Here is a 15,558-nt window from a genome sequence, read left to right as displayed (position 1 = left end):
TGAGATATAAATAATTAATAATCAATTATTTATAATAAAATATTAATTGTAATATTAATAATAAAACAATATAAATATGAAGCTTGCAAAGATTGCTAAATTTGATTCTTTAATAGAATTACTTGATGCATTTCCTGATGAAGAATCTTGCATTATTTATTTGGAGCATTTAAGGTGGCCCAATAAAGTAAAATCTCCATTTGATAAAAAATCAAAAGTTTATCATTTAGGTAATCACAGATATATGTGTAAAAATACTCAAAAGATATTCAATGTAAAAGTAGGAACTATATTTCATAGCACTAAATTACCTTTAAGAAAGTGGTTTATGGCTATTTGGTTGGTTCTGTCTCATAAAAAAGGTATATCGTCATTGCAATTATCACGAGATTTGAAAATAACTCAAAAAACTGCATGGTATATATTGCAGAAGATAAGAACTTGTCTTATTTGTAAAAATAAAGGTAAACTTGATGGAGAGGTAGAGTGCGATGAGACTTTTGTCGGTGGCAAAAATAAGAATAGGCATAAGAATAAAAAAGTGAAAAATTCTCAAGGAAGAAGCTTTAAAGATAAAACTCCAATATTTGGAATGTTACAGAGAAAAGGTGATGTTATTTGTCGAGTAGTAGAAAATACTTCTCAATATGAAATTACTCCCAATATTTTAAAGTTCGTTGAATTTTCATCTATCTTATATACTGATGAATGGCAAGGATATAATGATATTGCTGAAATTTATACTCGCTTTTCAGTAGATCACAGTAAAAAGCAATTTGTCGATGGAGATATTTACACCAATACAATAGAAGGATTTTGGTCTATACTTAAAAGAGGAATCATTGGTATCTATCATCACATGAGTAAGAAGCATTTACAATTATATGCAAATGAGTTCGCCTTTAGGTATAACACAAGACAAATTAGTGAAGGAAGTAGATTTAAGCTATTTCTCTGCAATGCTGAAAAGAAATTGACTTATCAAAATATTATTGCTGTTGCATAGGCTGAAAGAAAATGAGAAAGTTGTATAAGTACATATCAATATTCTTAATATCTTTGTCCTGTCTTTCGAGACAAAGTTTTTTGATAACAAGAGAAAGTGCCTTATACTCGTTGAAATCGCCAATCTCAAGAAGGTATATACAAGGCACAGAGGACAACCTATATCAAGTGGGTTGCCCATCTGTGCGTATATACAAGTGTTTGGCGATACTTAACGAGTATGCACAGGGGCAGCCCACTTTCTTTATTAAAATATCTCTTATTGACTGCCTAAGAGAACATCGTTAAAATCGCCTTATGGAATTTATCTTCAATTTTTTAGCATTCTTTCTCGCATTGATAGTAGTTATCTACCTTCTACTTTGCATAATCCCTGTTCAAATGGCAGCCAAAAGAGGTAGAAATATTATACTTTGGTTTGTATTAGCAATATTCACCAGTCCTTTCTTAGCAATTTTGATGATTGCTTGTATAGGAGAGACAGATGAAAAACGTAAGGAGAGAATCATTCAAGAGGAAGAGTGGAGAAACATGTATTGCAGAAAAAGCAATCAAGATGAATACAAAAATTCTAATAGAGTAGAAGGTCGACAAGAATATAAAACAGAGCAACGAGAATATAAAGGACAGCAAATACCATCTAAAACACATATTTCCACTTCTGAAAATAGAACAATGACTATCAATGATTTGTATAGAAAATAATATGATGCTTTATCAAAGAGGTATTAGATTTATACTCCCTTTACAATATATATAAGAATTTAAATTTTCAATTTAAACAGTATTTATATACACATTGTTTCAATAAAACGAGTTGAGGTTTTACGATTTCTCTATATATTTGCGGACATAAACGTAACTATATGGCAGAAACAGATAAACCGGAAATAAGCTCAAAAGGAAGTTCAGACCCAAAAGAGAATACACGAAGTCGAATTGCTATGATATATGTTTGTGCATTTTTTATAGTAATAGCTATAGTATTTGTAATTGGATTCTTAAAATGTTTCAAGGTTGATGAATACAAAGACATGCTTGTCACCGTGTCAGGAGTATTGTCAGGTCCTCTTGGTTTTATAGTTGGATATTACTTTAAAGCATCAAAAGAATGAGTACATATTTTGTTACATATACATTAAAAGACTCTACTGACTATACAAAGTTGAGCAAAAGATTGAAAAAATATCCTAATTGGGCAAAATTGTTTGCTCGCGCTTGGATAATCAATACATCTCATTCTTCAAAAAAGGTTAGAGATGAATTAGTGGAAGCTATTGAAGGAAAAGGGCAAGTCGTTGTTATTAATATAACAGATTCTGCTTGGGCAACATATGATATTGATGAAAATTTACTTGAATGGATGAAAGAAAATATATGATCTATCTAAAAATGATATATAATAAAATATTACTTCTACCGTTATAAAAATCGCTGTTAGAGTGCCAAACTAACAGTGACTTTGATTAGACCTCAAAATCGTGCTGCTACACGATTTGAGTAAAAAGCATCACATTACTACTTACCATGTTCGTTTTGGTTGTAAAGTGGTGTTTGTCCCTTGTGGTTGTTCATATAGGTTTGTATCCTATTTGTCTCCCATTGAGAAGCACCGTCTAAAGTAGAAACATTTCCGACTATTTTCATTTTGTCGAAATTTTTATTTTGACGGTGTTCTGCTTCTCTTCTTTCGGGATTATTGGTAATACCAACGTACACTACTTTATTCCCTTTAGTAAGTTCGTACTTATATGTATTTCTCTTACTCATGAAAAAACAAAAAATTTAACATGTTAATTCCCCTTTTATACGGAGGATGAAGCTCCGCTATCTTAATCCCAGAAAGATAAGTGTAAACTGCCGCATAACCGTATTAGATTTATCAGCAAGCGGGTGCCTATGACACTAGCCAATATAATGCGAATCGTATGCCAAAGTTTATAATTCATGATTTGTAAGTTGCTGCGTCAGAGAAACTGACAAGAATACATTCTTATAAGGAAATATTCTGCCAATATGGCTTAACAAGTCTTTACACCTCTTTACAAGGGTTATACTGTAAGATTGTATATAGTTACCTAGTTTAAAATGCGGAGGTACGGAGTTAGGGGTTTAGAATGAACTGGATTCTCTGTACCTTTGCGTTGAAAAGAAGTTCTTTGTGTAAAAAACGAAAATAGGTTAATAATGAAGCAAGGATTATTCGTATTAGGTATGTCGGTCGTTCTGTCGATCATGGCAGGTTGCCGGCCGCAACAGAAGGAATGGAAATTGGTTTGGGAGGAGAACTTCGACCAGGAGGATCATTTCGATGAGGCTTCGTGGAGTAAGATACCGCGTGGAAGGTCGGACTGGAATAATTATATGTCGGACTTCGATTCCTGTTATGCCATGCGCGATGGCAATTTGGTTTTGCGGGGATTAGTCAATTACAGTTTGCCGGCCGACACCGCTCCGTTTATTACGGGGGGCGTCTATTCGAAGGGCAAGGTCGGCTTTTCCGACGGGCGCCTGGATATCCGTGCCAAGCTGTACGGTGCTGCCGGAGCATGGCCTGCTTTCTGGCTGTTGCCTGAAAATGAAGGTTGGCCGGATGGAGGGGAAATCGATATTATGGAACGCTTGAATAATGATACGATCGCCTACCAGACCGTTCATTCCGCCTATACCCACGTCTTGGGGGTCAAAGATAATCCGAAACAGGGTAGCATCGGGCTGATCGATCGTGACGATTATAATACCTATAGTGTCGAAATGTATCGGGACAGCCTTGTTTTCTTTATCAACAATACCCGTACATTCGCCTATCCGCGTATTGAAACGGACAAAGAAGGACAGTTCCCGTTCACAGACAAAAAGTTCTATCTGCTGCTCGATATGCAGCTGGGCGGAAGCTGGGTAGGAGAAGTTGATCCCTCTGATCTGCCTGTCGAGATGGAGATCGACTGGGTGCGTTTCTATCAGAAGAAGAAATGAAAGGCATCAAGCATGGCCATTCCGAATGAAGTTTCCTTATGCTGTTGGTTTCTGGCAACAGACCCAAATATTCTTAAAGAACGAACACCGAAATCCTGAATCAATTTCTGGCTGCAAGATCTTATCAATTCAATATATTCAGTTCTTGTCTTCATTCTTTATGATTATTATCAATTGAAACAAAAGTATAAATTTGATTAGTACAAACAAAACTTTTAGCTTATAATCTGTGCGAATAGCATATTTTACTATTAAACATACTATCTTTGACGCTTGTTATTAAGTTAAATAGTTACAGTCATGTTAGATGCACAGTCTATCCGGAAGGATTTCCCGATTCTGGATCATAAGATATACGATAAGCCGCTTATTTACTTCGACAACGGGGCGACAACCCAGAAGCCGCGCTGTGTGGTGGAAAAGATCGAGAGCGGTTACTATAATGTGAATGCCAATATTCACCGTGGCGTTCATTTCCTGAGCCAGGCGGCGACGGAAGCCCATGAAGAAGCACGCAAGACCGTGCAACAATTCCTGAACGCCCGCTCTTCCAACGAGATTATTTTCACGCGTGGGACGACAGAGGCGATCAACCTGATCGCTTCCAGTTTTACCGACGAATGTATGTCGGCCGGCGACGAGGTGATCGTTTCGGTGATGGAACATCATTCCAATATCGTTCCCTGGCAGATACAGGCTGCCCGCAAAGGGATCACGCTAAAGGTGATCCCGATGAATGAAAAGGGCGAATTGTGTATGGACACGTTCCGCAACCTTTTTTCTGAACGGACGAAACTTGTCTCGGTTACACACGTGTCGAATGTGCTCGGTACGATCAATCCGGTAAAGGAGATCGTCGAGGAAGCCCATAATCATGAGGTCCCGGTACTGATCGACGGAGCGCAGGCCGTTCCCCATCTGAAAGTGGATGTACAGGATCTGGATGCCGAGTTCTATGTGTTCTCCGGTCATAAGGTGTACGGCCCTACCGGTATCGGCGTTCTGTATGGCAAGGAAGAATGGCTGGACAGGCTGCCTCCATATCAGGGGGGAGGGGAGATGATTGCTTCCGTTTCCTTCGAAAAGACGACTTTCAACGAACTGCCTTTCAAGTTCGAGGCCGGAACGCCTGATTATATAGGTAGTACGGCTTTGGCGGAAGCCTTGCGTTATGTGGACCGTTTGGGGATGGATAATATCGCGGCCTATGAAGACGGGTTGCTTCGTTACGCGACCGATAAGCTGAATGCGATCGACGGCATGCGTATTTTCGGGCAGGCGGCGCATAAAGGGGCGGTACTCTCTTTCCTGGTGGGCAATATCCATCATTATGATATGGGGATGTTGCTGGACCGTTTGGGAATTGCTGTCCGCACCGGACATCATTGCGCCCAACCGTTGATGCAGGATTTGGGAATCGAGGGAACGGTTCGGGCCTCTTTCTCGTTCTACAATACAAAAGAAGAAATAGACACTTTTGCGGCTGGTATCGAACGGGTGCGGAAGATGTTCTGAATATATTTGATGGAGTAATTGTGATGTTGTATTACCTGAAGAAATATCCGGTCTCGCTGGCGATTATCGCAGTGGTGATCTATCTCTCTTTCTTTAAACCGCCTTCTTTGGAGGTGGGCAAGATCGTGGGCATAGACAAGGTGGCTCATGTCTGCATGTACGCCGGCCTGTCCGGTATGCTGTGGATCGAGTTTCTGCGCAACCATTGCAAATACGACGATGTGTTGTGGCATGCCTGGATCGGAGCCGTCTTATGCCCGATCTTGATGAGCGGGGCAATCGAACTTTTGCAGGAATACTGTACGACATATCGTGGTGGCGACTGGTTCGATTTCCTCGCGAATATTTGCGGCGTCATCCTTGCGACACTTTTCTCTTACTTCATCCTTCGTCCCCGGATGATGAAAAGAAAGGCTGGATTTCGTTAGTTTATGTGCCGTAAGAGTGTTATTTTTGTATTGTATCAAAATTCAGATGTCTTATGACTGCATTAGAATTACAAGAACGTAAAAACCGGGTGTTGGATATTTTGCAAACTTTCAACAGCGAGGAAGCTATATCTTATATGGAAGCTCTTGCCCGTAAATTAATTAAGATAGAAAAGCAGGAACAGAAGCGTCCGAATTGTTTCACTTTGGAAGAGGTAAAAGAGATGTTGAAGGAGACAAACCGGGATAAGGAAAATGGAATTTACGTTTCCGAACAGGAAATGCGTGATTTTTTTCAATCTTTTCGTTAATGGAAATTCGATCGAGCAGGCTTTTCAAGCAGCAAGTGGCTGACTTGGTCTATTATTTAAAAGTGACTTTTGGTAAACGAATTGCTTTTCGCGTTAAAAATGAGATTGAGAAAAAAGTATTCCTTTTGAAATTATTTCCTAATATGGGAGCTGTGGAGTTGCTTTTGGAAGAAGAGCCTTTAGTTTACCGTTACCTTGTTATTAAGCATAATAAGATACTTTATACGGTCGAAGAAAATTATATATTTATCCATCTGTTATGGGACTGTAGACAAGATCCTTATCATTTGATGGATTTGATAAAAGAAGTTGATTGACAATGTTACTACCCTACTTAGAAACAAATCGTATAGAGGCCGGTTGTGATGAGGCCGGCCGTGGGTGTTTGGCGGGTTCGGTCTATGCCGCCGCAGTCATCCTCCCGCCGGATTTTCATAATGAAGATTTGAATGACAGTAAGCAATTGAGCGAAAAGAAACGGTATGCGCTCCGTCCGATTATCGAGCGGGAGGCGATTGCCTGGGCTATCGGTATTGTCACTGCTGAAGAAATCGACAAGATCAATATCCTGAAAGCCTCTTTCCTTGCCATGCACCGGGCTATCGAGCAGCTAAAGGTAAAACCGGATCATCTGCTGATCGACGGCAACCGTTTCACTCCTTATCCCGATATCAAACATACGACCGTCGTAAAAGGGGATGGCAAATATCTGAGTATTGCCGCTGCTTCCATCCTGGCGAAAACCTATCGTGACGATTATATGAACAGCCTCGATCTGGAATACCCCGCCTATCATTGGAAGGAAAACAAAGGCTATCCCACAAAAGCCCATCGCATGGCCATCCGGGAATGCGGGATAACCCCCTATCATCGCAAAACATTTACTTTATTGCCGGAGCAATTGGAATTGCAGTTCTGAACAGGGCGAAATATTATTTCTTGTATTTTATCAACATAAGCACCGGATTCGAATCTTCTTCCAATCCGGCAGCGATTTCTTTCAATTTGCCTTTCAGTTTTCCTTTTTGGTATGCTTCTACAAGTTCGTATGCCTCTAATTTCTGCACAAGTGCGATTTCATCGTCTCCGAATGTGACTTCCGATACCATCATGCTGACAGGTTGTTCGGTGGGGAAGTCGGCATTGTTTACTACATATTCGAATAGGGCCTTTTCTTGTTTGTCGTACATCAGGTCAGTCCGTTCATGTCCGGTGTTGGTTCCCCAATCCCATTCCGCTTTTACGGTTTGCATGAAGTAATAACGGTCTGTTATGACTGCCGGATACAGGAATATCCCAGGCTTCATCGAACTTATGGGAGGAGTTCTGGCAATAAGGGGAACCAAGCTGAAATCTGTCCGGAGTTCATATATCTTGTCGGAAGAATCATCCATAAGTATCCAGGCATTACTGCTATGAGGAACCAATGTGCGGTTACGGATCGGCATCACAAGATTACCGCCTTTCAAAAAGACTAATGACGATACTTTTTTTTCGTATGGTAACGAAATTTCTTTCGTTATGCTTCCATCCTGTTTGGATATGACTAAAAATGGACTTACGTTTTCCTTGTCATCGATGCCGTTAATACGGCAAATAAGATTATCCCGGTCAAAATTGTATATATCCATTCCATACCACCCTTGTTGATGGTTGAAGCTTCGTTTGAAATTTCCGGACAGGTCATACACCATGATCTTTCTTCTCCAATGGTCATTGACGAAAATTTCATTGTTGTCTTCATCTAAAGTGATTCCCAAAAGGAATTGATATTCTTCGTCACCTTGACCTAAGCGATTGATCTTTTTCACGCTTTTCCCGTTTCTGTCAAAGATAAAGATATCTCCATCCGTATTGCGGTTCCTGTTTCGGACAATAATGACCTTCTTACCGACAGCATGCAACCATCCCATTGTAATAAATTCACTACTCGTTTCCAACGGAATGTATTCGACATCCATAAAGTCTTGCAGAATTAATTCTTTTGTTGGATAACTCTTTGTCACATCAACTGTGATCATATCTTCTGCCGGAGGTTTGCCATCTCCGCATCCTGCCATCACGAGCAGGAGCATCATTAACATCGCATGTACGTTTTTCATATTTGTAGATTTAAGATGTTTATAAGACTTTAGATAGGATGACTGTTTTATTTTATTGAATAATAATCTACTATCTGTACGCAAATCTATTTAAATTAAGTAGAATAGCGGTGCTTCTCTGGTTAAACGTTGTTAATGGGCGAAAGATTGGAAACCGGAAGTTACTTTCCCCTGTATTTTACCAACATGATTACGGCATTCGATTCTTCATTCAGTCCGGAGGCGATTTCTTTCAATTTGCCTTGAAGCTGCCCTTTTTCGTTGGCTTCGATCAGGCCTGCGGCTTCTAAAGATTGGCAGGTTGCGATCTCGTGATTGACAATACCATTGAAACTTAATCCTAATGTGACCTGTTGCTTGTTCGAGTAGTCGGCATTGTAGAGGGTATATTCGGATAGCGTTTTATCCTGCTTGTCGTAGACTAAATCCGTACTTGGGAATCCTTTGAACGTTTTAAAACTCACTTCTTTCTTCATGGCCCGCATAAAATAATAGCGGTCGGTCATGACGGTAGGGAAAAGGAATATTTTAGTTTCCATCGCATGTATGGAAGGGGTGCGTGTGATCAGGGGGCTTATGCTGCCGTCCGGTGAGTAACTGTAGAGGGTGTCGGATGAGGTGTTGACAAGCATCCAGTCCGTATGCGTCGGGTATGTCTGGTGGAACTCCGGCACCACCATGAATTCATCTTTCGTCACGACCGGCGTTTCCATCTCTTTATAAGGGATTCGGATTTCGCGGGCGATGCTGCCGTCTTGCTTGGAGATCAGTATGTGACATGCCTGCTCGTTCTCTTCCGGTGTCGAATAGCTTTTGTATGTGATCAAATGATTCCGGTCATAATTGAATAGATCGTTGTAGTAGGAGGCATCGGCATTCTTGAAACTTCTTTTGAAGTTCCCGGACAAGTCGTAAACCACTATCTTCCGGGTTCCATAGTCTGAGACAAACATTTCTTGTTTCTCTTCATCCAGGGCGATGGCGGAGACATAAGAGTATTCTTCTGCGCCCTGTCCCATGCGGTTGATTTTTCTCAATCCTTTACCGTTCTTCCTGTCAAAGACGAAAATGTCCCCGTCGCTGCTTTGGTTGGTGACTAACAGGACATCTTTGCCGATGGCTTTTACAATGCCTTTGGTGATGAACTCGTCGGTCGTTTCGAGAGGGACATATTCCACATCCATTATATCTTGAAGGACCCATTCTTTTTCGGGATAATTGGTACTAACGTCTACCGTGATGATTTCGGTTGCCTGTTTGTTTCCTTCCCCGCAAGCGGATATGGCAAGCAAGAGGATGGCTAAAATTGTATTTGTATTTTTCATGATATTGTCATTATTTTGAATTTCAGTCTATTACTATATATTCGCAAATGTACTGAAAAATAGTAAGCGTAGAAGGCTTTTTCAAGTTAAACGTTATTAATGATAAGAAGATTACTTTTATCGACCAGTGGTTGTTTTTCTAATTTAGGATTCATAGGGCTCACAGGATTTGGCTGTTATACAGGACCTTATAAGTATGTGAACCCTTGTTCGCTTTTTGGGGAATAGTGAAAAATATAGCCTATACCCTATTGATAAAAAGGTTATAGGCTGTCGGTAAAAAGGTGCTGACCTTTTTCGGAAGAAGTGCCTACCTTTTGGGAGAGCGGTAGGCATCCTTTTTTAATATGCTTTGAAGGTTACCCTTGCTGTTCCTTGGTGCGGAATGCCAGTGCATACATGCGCATCTGCTTGACCATAGCCACCAGGCCGTTCGAGCGGGTAGGGCTGAGGTGTTCCTTCAGGCCGATCTTTTCAATGAAGTAAAGTTCGGCATCAAGTATCTCCTGCGGGGTATGACCGGAGAGTATGCTGATCAGCAAAGAGACGATGCCCTTTACGATTACTGCGTCACTCTCGCCTTTGAACACGATCTTGCCATCCGCATAATCCGCCTGCAACCAGACACGGCTTTGGCAACCTTCGATCAGGTTGCTTTCTGTTTTGTACTTTTCATCCAAAGGGGGAAGCGAGTTACCCAAGTCTATCAGTAACGCATACTTGTCCATCCAGTCGTCGAAATCTGCAAACTCTTCGATGACGTTGTCTTGAAGTTCATTAATGCTCATCTTCTTATGATTTTTTTGAGTTATCCATTGTCAGTTCGTATATACGACTTCCAGTACTGTCTGCCCTACGGCTTTCAGCACGTTTTTGTCTATATTTCCCATGTTGTCGTTTTGTGTATGCCAATGGTCGCGGAAACCTTTGTCCGAGTTCGGATCATAGTTGATGATGTCCAGACAAGGAATGCCGGTTTCTTCAATGACCGCTTCATGGTCGTCCGTCACGCCTCCGCCGTTCGCGTTGATGAAATATTTGCCGTATCCTAAGTTACGGGCCGCTTCCCACACTTCGTCTACATAGCGGGCGGCATATTTCATGGAGATATATTCTTTATAAAAGACCGCATCCTTGGCTCCGACCATGTCGAGCAGGATACCGAATTTGGCTTTGTAGCCCAGTTTGTGCGGGTTCTTACCCCAGAAGCGGCTGCCGAGGCACCAGGTGTCGCTCGTGTCGTTGTACCTGTCTTTGGCAAATTCGGGTGTCCCGTAGTCTTCGGCATCGAAGAAGATGATGTCCACCCCTACGTTCGGAGCTTTCATTCCTATCTGGCGGGCGATCTCCAACAGGGTGCCTACGCCGCTTGCCCCGTCATCGGCGCCATCCAACGGTTTCTTATGGTTGGCCGGGTCGGGATCGTGGTCCGAATAAGGACGCGTGTCCCAGTGGGCGAAAAGCAGGATACGTTTGTCTTTGTCGGGATTGAAGGAACCGATGATGTTGCGCGATTCCAACGGAGTCCCGTCGTATGCCGTGAGCGTAGCTTCCTGTTCGTAGACTTGTGCCCCGAAACGTTTCAGCTCGGATGCCAGGTAATCGCCACAAGCTTTGTGACCCGGCGTGTTCGGGACACGGTAACCGAATGACACCTGTTTCTCGACATAAGCATAGGCGCTGTCCGCATCAAACGACGGGGCGGTTGTTGCCGGAGCTTTCTTCACTTCCGTGACGGGAGCCGTTGTCTCGCCGGCTCCTTTCTGACCGCATGAAAACAGGGCCATGGAGAATAATAATAAAATCAGTTTAGTCATATCTTGTCGTTTATAAGGAGTTATCGGGGGCGGATTGCGCTTTGTTCATCACGCGCAGCAGGTTGCCTCCCCATATTTTAGCAATATCGTTTTCTGTATATCCTTCTTTTAAAAGACGCATGGTGATGTTTATCAGTTCGTTGCTTGCCCGGCAACCGATCAGTTCGCCGTCACCGTCGAAGTCGGAGCCGATCCCGACATGGTTGATCCCGATCAGGTCCACGATATGGTCGATATGGCGGATCGCATCGCTCAGAGACGCTTTTTCGGCATCTTCGTTGATGAATCCTTTGTAGAGGCATATCTGTGCGACGCCACCTTGTTCGGCAAGCGCTTTCAGTTGTTCGTCCGTCAGGTTGCGCGGATGGTTGCAGAGGGCGCGGGCGGAAGAATGGGAGGCGATGATCGGGTAGGCGCTTGTTTCAAGTGCGTCATAAAAGGTACTTTCGGCGGCATGCGAGATATCGACCAATACCCCTGTCTCATTCATTTTGCGGACGACCTCTTTTCCGAAGGGGCTGAGTCCGTTCCATTCCGCATCTCCTCTTGCCGAGTCGCATAGGTCGTTGCTCCCGTTGTGGCAGAGAGTGATATAGGAAACTCCCATTTTCCGGAAACGGGTGATATTCTCGATGTCCTTGCCTATCGCATATCCGTTTTCCACGCCTAACATGATCGCTTTCTTTCCGGCAGCTTTCAGCACGTGGACTTCCTGCGGCGTGTAGGCAATACACATGCGTGTACGGTTCAACTCCATTTGCCGGTGTATTTCCTGCAGGCGGTTCATGGCGAAGTCCGTCGCTTTCAGCAGTGAAGCATCGTCTCTCGGTCCCTGTGGAATGTAGGCGACCATGATCGCCGCATCTATCAGCCCCTCTTCCATGAAAGGGAGGTTCACCTTGCCGCCTTCTTTCAACCCGATGTTGAATTCACCCGGAAAGATCATCGGAGTATCGGTATGGGAGTCGAGCGTCACGTTCCGGTGATGGATGTGTTTGGCCTCTTTGAACAGACGGGACGATTCGACATGATGCCTGAAAAGTTTCAACATCTGTTCGTCGTTGTTGGCGGCCATCGCTTCGGGATGCCACTGGACGCTGAATATTTCTTTTTCCGGATGTTCCATCGCTTCGTTGATCCCGTCGGGAGCTACCGCCGTAGCGACAAATTCCGGAGCCGGCTCTTTGATGGCCTGGTGATGGAAGGAGTTGACCAAAAGTTCTTTTTCACCGTCCAGCATGGTGCGGAGCTTCGAGGGACCTTCGGCCAGCGTGACGGAATGGGAAACCTGTTCGCGAGGAAGCGCCTGGCTGTGTTTCAGTAACTTTTGATTGTGCTGGGTATGGATATCCTGATATACGCCGCCGCCGAATGCGACGTTCAGTATCTGGTGGCCGCGGCATATCCCCATCACCGGCAACTGGCGGTTGGTCGCCAAGCGGAGCAATATCAGGTCGTATTCATCCCGGTAGGTATCCACATCCTGCAGGGCGGGGATCGGTTCTTCCTGCATGTAAAGCGGGTTGATATCGCCACCGCCGCTCATGACCAGTCCGTCCAACCCGTTCACGATTGCCGTCAACGCTTCAATGTCCGTAATGACCGGGATCAGGACCGGTGCGCCGCCGGCTTTCAGCACCGCCTGCACGTATGTCTCTGCTATGCAGGAAAGCCCGTCTTTCCGATTGGCGGATATTCCTATACGGGGAGGTTGAAGACTTTCTTTTTTCGGAATATAATGATCTACTTCCTTGTAGAGGGCCTCTAAATTCGGACGACGGAGCTTCATGTATTTATGATTTATAATGTATGATTTCTGAATTATGATTTATAATTTATGATTTAGTATCGGTGCATAAATCATAAATTATAAATCATACATCTTTACGCGTCGATATTTGCGTATGTCGCATTCTCTTCGATGAACTCGCGGCGCGGACCGACATCTTCCCCCATCAGCATGGCGAATATCTGGTCTGCTTCGGCGGCACTGTCGATCGTGATCTGCTTCAGCGTACGGTTTTCCGGGTTCATGGTCGTATCCCACAATTGGTGGTCGTTCATTTCTCCCAAACCTTTGTATCGCTGTGTGTGAATCTGGTTTTCGTTACCGCCGCCGTATTTGTCGATGAATGCCTGGCGTTGCTGGTCGGTCCAGCAATATTCTTCCACTTTGCCTTTCTTGCACAGGTAGAGGGGAGGAGTGGCCAGATAGACATATCCGTTTTCGATCAGCGCACGCATACGGCGGAAGAAGAAGGTCAGGATCAGGGTGGCAATGTGGCTTCCGTCCACATCGGCATCGGTCATGATGATCACCTTGTGATAGCGCAGTTTACTCAGATTCAATTCTTTCGGATCTTCTTCGGTGCCGATGGTAACCCCCATTGCCCGGAAGATGTTCTGGATTTCTTCGCTTTCGAATATCTTGTGGTCCATCGCCTTTTCGACGTTCAGGATCTTACCGCGGAGGGGCAGGATCGCCTGGAAGTTACGGTCGCGTCCCTGCTTGGCCGTACCGCCTGCAGAGTCCCCTTCGACGAGGAACAACTCGCAAAGTGCGGCATCCTTAGAAGAACAGTCGGCCAGCTTGCCTGGAAGTCCGCCACCTGTCATCGGCGATTTGCGTTGTACCAGTTCGCGGGCTTTACGGGCTGCCTGGCGTGCCTGGGCTGCGAGGATCACCTTGTCGACGATTATCTTGGCTTCCTTCGGGTGTTCTTCCAAGTAGTAGCCTAATGCTTCGCCGATGGCCATGTCTACGGCGCCGGTCACTTCGTTGTTTCCCAACTTCGTCTTGGTCTGACCTTCGAACTGCGGTTCCGCCACCTTGATGGAGATGACCGCTGTCAGGCCTTCGCGGAAGTCATCGCCGGAGATTTCAACCTTAGCTTTTTCAAGCAACTTGGAGTCGTCGGCATATTTTTTCAGCGTACGGGTCAAACCGCGGCGGAAACCGGCCAGGTGCGTACCTCCTTCTATGGTGTTGATGTCGTTTACATACGAAAATACGCTTTCGTTGAATGAAGTGTTGTAAGTCATGGCGACTTCGACCGGAATACCCTGTTTTTCCGTAACGATATGGATCACGTCCGGGATCAGTTGCTCTTTGGAACGGTCGATGTAGCGGACAAATTCTTTCAAGCCTTCTTCCGAACGGAATATCTCGGATTTGTAGCTGCCGTCTTCCTTCACGACGCGTTTGTCTGTCAGGCTAAGTGTGATGCCGGCATTCAGGAATGCCAACTCGCGCAAACGGGTAGCCAGGATCTCGTATTTATACTCGGTCACAGAGAAGATGCTTCCGTCCGGCTTGAACAGGATAGTGGTACCGGTCACATCTGTCTCGCCGATCACTTCGATGGGATGAAGGGGCTTACCGCAGGAGAATTCCTGCATGTGGACTTTCCCGTCACGGCGTACCTCCGCTCTCAGGTAAGTGGAAAGTGCGTTTACGCAGGATACACCCACGCCGTGCAGACCTCCCGAAACCTTGTAGGAGCCTTTGTCGAACTTACCTCCCGCGTGGAGAACGGTCAATACGACTTCAAGTGCTGACACGCCTTCTTTCTCATGAATATCTACCGGGATACCACGGCCATCGTCCGTAACGGAGATGGAGTTATCTTCGTTTATCACTACGTCAACTTGGGTACAATACCCGGCCAGTGCTTCGTCAATAGAGTTGTCAACAACTTCGTATACTAAATGGTGGAGACCTTTCTCGCTGGTATCGCCAATATACATGGACGGTCTTTTACGTACTGCCTCTAACCCTTCAAGTACCTGAATACTATCCGCAGAGTACTCTGTAGAAGTATTCTTAATTTCTTCACTCATGAGTCTTTATCGTTTAAAATCTGTAATTATCTGTCTGTCTAAAAAAGCTAACAAATATAGTGAAAATAATTAACTTAGATGATATAGATAGTGTGAAAATAGTCAAATGCCGGGGGATAACAAAAAAAGAGACAAAGTTAGACTTTGTCTCTTTTTAAAAGGTAGCCCGTGGGGGAATCGAACCCCCCTTTCAAGAATGAAAATCTTGCGTCCTAACCGATAGACGAACGGGCCATCCT

At 44.1% G+C, this 15,558-nt stretch carries 17 protein-coding genes and 1 tRNA gene; 10 read left to right on the top strand and 8 right to left on the bottom strand.

Going from position 1 to position 15,558, the window contains the following annotated elements:
* Window positions 1–76: 76 nt before the first annotated feature.
* The 4 genes from RDN79_RS17845 to RDN79_RS17830 all read left to right on the top strand — a co-directional run bounded on the left by RDN79_RS17845 (window position 77) and on the right by RDN79_RS17830 (window position 2,386).
* On the top strand, window positions 77–1,006 hold the full coding sequence (locus tag RDN79_RS17845; protein WP_122369908.1) for an IS1595 family transposase: 930 nt from the start codon (window positions 77–79) through the stop codon (window positions 1,004–1,006).
* A 380-nt stretch (window positions 1,007–1,386) separates the two neighbouring features.
* On the top strand, window positions 1,387–1,710 hold the full coding sequence (locus RDN79_RS17840) for a hypothetical protein (protein ID WP_298550041.1): 324 nt from the start codon (window positions 1,387–1,389) through the stop codon (window positions 1,708–1,710).
* A 161-nt stretch (window positions 1,711–1,871) separates the two neighbouring features.
* On the top strand, window positions 1,872–2,120 hold the full coding sequence (locus RDN79_RS17835) for a hypothetical protein (protein ID WP_034530617.1): 249 nt from the start codon (window positions 1,872–1,874) through the stop codon (window positions 2,118–2,120).
* A complete protein-coding gene (locus RDN79_RS17830) occupies window positions 2,117–2,386 on the top strand; it encodes a hypothetical protein (RefSeq protein WP_005868625.1) in 270 nt (89 codons plus the stop codon). The genes RDN79_RS17835 and RDN79_RS17830 overlap by 4 nt, the downstream gene beginning before the upstream one ends.
* A gap of 137 nt (window positions 2,387–2,523) precedes the next feature.
* Here RDN79_RS17830 and RDN79_RS17825 read toward each other — a convergent pair whose 3' ends face one another.
* Window positions 2,524–2,775 (bottom strand): GIY-YIG nuclease family protein, encoded by a 252-nt coding sequence (locus tag RDN79_RS17825; protein ID WP_221728646.1) that lies wholly within the window; start codon window positions 2,773–2,775, stop codon window positions 2,524–2,526.
* Window positions 2,776–3,192: 417 nt separating this feature from the next.
* Between RDN79_RS17825 and RDN79_RS17820 the strand changes: the two genes are divergently transcribed.
* The 6 genes from RDN79_RS17820 to RDN79_RS17795 all read left to right on the top strand — a co-directional run bounded on the left by RDN79_RS17820 (window position 3,193) and on the right by RDN79_RS17795 (window position 7,154).
* Window positions 3,193–3,981 carry a glycoside hydrolase family 16 protein gene (locus tag RDN79_RS17820; protein WP_298550032.1) on the top strand — a complete coding sequence of 263 codons (789 nt, stop codon included), beginning with the start codon at window positions 3,193–3,195 and terminating at the stop codon, window positions 3,979–3,981.
* Between the two features lie 300 nt (window positions 3,982–4,281).
* Window positions 4,282–5,496, top strand: coding sequence for an aminotransferase class V-fold PLP-dependent enzyme (locus tag RDN79_RS17815; RefSeq protein WP_298550030.1), 1,215 nt, complete (start codon window positions 4,282–4,284; stop codon window positions 5,494–5,496).
* Window positions 5,497–5,519: 23 nt separating this feature from the next.
* Window positions 5,520–5,924 carry a VanZ family protein gene (locus tag RDN79_RS17810; RefSeq protein WP_298550045.1) on the top strand — a complete coding sequence of 135 codons (405 nt, stop codon included), beginning with the start codon at window positions 5,520–5,522 and terminating at the stop codon, window positions 5,922–5,924.
* Window positions 5,925–5,977: 53 nt separating this feature from the next.
* Window positions 5,978–6,235, top strand: coding sequence for a hypothetical protein (locus RDN79_RS17805; protein WP_298550028.1), 258 nt, complete (start codon window positions 5,978–5,980; stop codon window positions 6,233–6,235).
* Window positions 6,235–6,552 (top strand): type II toxin-antitoxin system RelE/ParE family toxin, encoded by a 318-nt coding sequence (locus tag RDN79_RS17800; protein WP_298550026.1) that lies wholly within the window; start codon window positions 6,235–6,237, stop codon window positions 6,550–6,552. The genes RDN79_RS17805 and RDN79_RS17800 overlap by 1 nt, the downstream gene beginning before the upstream one ends.
* 2 nt (window positions 6,553–6,554) lie before the next feature.
* Window positions 6,555–7,154, top strand: a complete 600-nt coding sequence (locus RDN79_RS17795; RefSeq protein ID WP_298550024.1) for a ribonuclease HII — start codon at window positions 6,555–6,557, stop codon at window positions 7,152–7,154.
* A 13-nt stretch (window positions 7,155–7,167) separates the two neighbouring features.
* Here RDN79_RS17795 and RDN79_RS17790 read toward each other — a convergent pair whose 3' ends face one another.
* The 7 genes from RDN79_RS17790 to RDN79_RS17760 form a co-directional block, all read right to left on the bottom strand.
* The gene (locus RDN79_RS17790; RefSeq protein ID WP_298550022.1) at window positions 7,168–8,337 is read right to left on the bottom strand and encodes a 6-bladed beta-propeller; all 1,170 of its coding nucleotides are present in this window, start codon (window positions 8,335–8,337) and stop codon (window positions 7,168–7,170) included.
* A gap of 161 nt (window positions 8,338–8,498) precedes the next feature.
* Window positions 8,499–9,662, bottom strand: a complete 1,164-nt coding sequence (locus RDN79_RS17785; RefSeq protein WP_298550020.1) for a 6-bladed beta-propeller — start codon at window positions 9,660–9,662, stop codon at window positions 8,499–8,501.
* Window positions 9,663–10,021: 359 nt separating this feature from the next.
* Window positions 10,022–10,450, bottom strand: a complete 429-nt coding sequence (locus RDN79_RS17780) for a SufE family protein (protein ID WP_298550018.1) — start codon at window positions 10,448–10,450, stop codon at window positions 10,022–10,024.
* A gap of 30 nt (window positions 10,451–10,480) precedes the next feature.
* Window positions 10,481–11,479, bottom strand: a complete 999-nt coding sequence (locus RDN79_RS17775; protein ID WP_298550016.1) for a M28 family peptidase — start codon at window positions 11,477–11,479, stop codon at window positions 10,481–10,483.
* 10 nt (window positions 11,480–11,489) lie between these two features.
* Entirely contained in the window at window positions 11,490–13,268 is a 1,779-nt protein-coding gene (locus RDN79_RS17770) for a gamma-glutamyl-gamma-aminobutyrate hydrolase family protein (RefSeq protein WP_298550014.1), read from the bottom strand.
* A 95-nt stretch (window positions 13,269–13,363) separates the two neighbouring features.
* Window positions 13,364–15,319 carry a DNA topoisomerase (ATP-hydrolyzing) subunit B gene (gene gyrB / locus RDN79_RS17765; protein WP_298550012.1) on the bottom strand — a complete coding sequence of 652 codons (1,956 nt, stop codon included), beginning with the start codon at window positions 15,317–15,319 and terminating at the stop codon, window positions 13,364–13,366.
* Between the two features lie 162 nt (window positions 15,320–15,481).
* A tRNA-Glu gene (locus RDN79_RS17760) sits at window positions 15,482–15,553 on the bottom strand.
* Window positions 15,554–15,558 lie beyond the last annotated feature (5 nt).

Source organism: uncultured Parabacteroides sp. (assembly GCF_902493135.1).
Taxonomy (GTDB): domain Bacteria; phylum Bacteroidota; class Bacteroidia; order Bacteroidales; family Tannerellaceae; genus Parabacteroides.
The sequence above is the reverse complement of the archived record's forward strand: the minus strand, read 5'-3'. Positions and strand labels throughout refer to the sequence as shown.

What these genes read in the sequence shown, in the direction of transcription:
- RDN79_RS17845 (WP_122369908.1), top strand. Translation starts at nt 77, where the DNA reads ATGAAGCTTGCAAAGATTGCTAAATTTGATTCTTTAATAGAATTACTT.
- RDN79_RS17840 (WP_298550041.1), top strand. Translation starts at nt 1,387, where the DNA reads ATGGCAGCCAAAAGAGGTAGAAATATTATACTTTGGTTTGTATTAGCA.
- RDN79_RS17835 (WP_034530617.1), top strand. Translation starts at nt 1,872, where the DNA reads ATGGCAGAAACAGATAAACCGGAAATAAGCTCAAAAGGAAGTTCAGAC.
- RDN79_RS17830 (WP_005868625.1), top strand. Translation starts at nt 2,117, where the DNA reads ATGAGTACATATTTTGTTACATATACATTAAAAGACTCTACTGACTAT.
- RDN79_RS17825 (WP_221728646.1), bottom strand. Translation starts at nt 2,775, where the DNA reads ATGAGTAAGAGAAATACATATAAGTACGAACTTACTAAAGGGAATAAA.
- RDN79_RS17820 (WP_298550032.1), top strand. Translation starts at nt 3,193, where the DNA reads ATGAAGCAAGGATTATTCGTATTAGGTATGTCGGTCGTTCTGTCGATC.
- RDN79_RS17815 (WP_298550030.1), top strand. Translation starts at nt 4,282, where the DNA reads ATGTTAGATGCACAGTCTATCCGGAAGGATTTCCCGATTCTGGATCAT.
- RDN79_RS17810 (WP_298550045.1), top strand. Translation starts at nt 5,520, where the DNA reads ATGTTGTATTACCTGAAGAAATATCCGGTCTCGCTGGCGATTATCGCA.
- RDN79_RS17805 (WP_298550028.1), top strand. Translation starts at nt 5,978, where the DNA reads ATGACTGCATTAGAATTACAAGAACGTAAAAACCGGGTGTTGGATATT.
- RDN79_RS17800 (WP_298550026.1), top strand. Translation starts at nt 6,235, where the DNA reads ATGGAAATTCGATCGAGCAGGCTTTTCAAGCAGCAAGTGGCTGACTTG.
- RDN79_RS17795 (WP_298550024.1), top strand. Translation starts at nt 6,555, where the DNA reads ATGTTACTACCCTACTTAGAAACAAATCGTATAGAGGCCGGTTGTGAT.
- RDN79_RS17790 (WP_298550022.1), bottom strand. Translation starts at nt 8,337, where the DNA reads ATGAAAAACGTACATGCGATGTTAATGATGCTCCTGCTCGTGATGGCA.
- RDN79_RS17785 (WP_298550020.1), bottom strand. Translation starts at nt 9,662, where the DNA reads ATGAAAAATACAAATACAATTTTAGCCATCCTCTTGCTTGCCATATCC.
- RDN79_RS17780 (WP_298550018.1), bottom strand. Translation starts at nt 10,450, where the DNA reads ATGAGCATTAATGAACTTCAAGACAACGTCATCGAAGAGTTTGCAGAT.
- RDN79_RS17775 (WP_298550016.1), bottom strand. Translation starts at nt 11,479, where the DNA reads ATGACTAAACTGATTTTATTATTATTCTCCATGGCCCTGTTTTCATGC.
- RDN79_RS17770 (WP_298550014.1), bottom strand. Translation starts at nt 13,268, where the DNA reads ATGAAGCTCCGTCGTCCGAATTTAGAGGCCCTCTACAAGGAAGTAGAT.
- gyrB (WP_298550012.1), bottom strand. Translation starts at nt 15,319, where the DNA reads ATGAGTGAAGAAATTAAGAATACTTCTACAGAGTACTCTGCGGATAGT.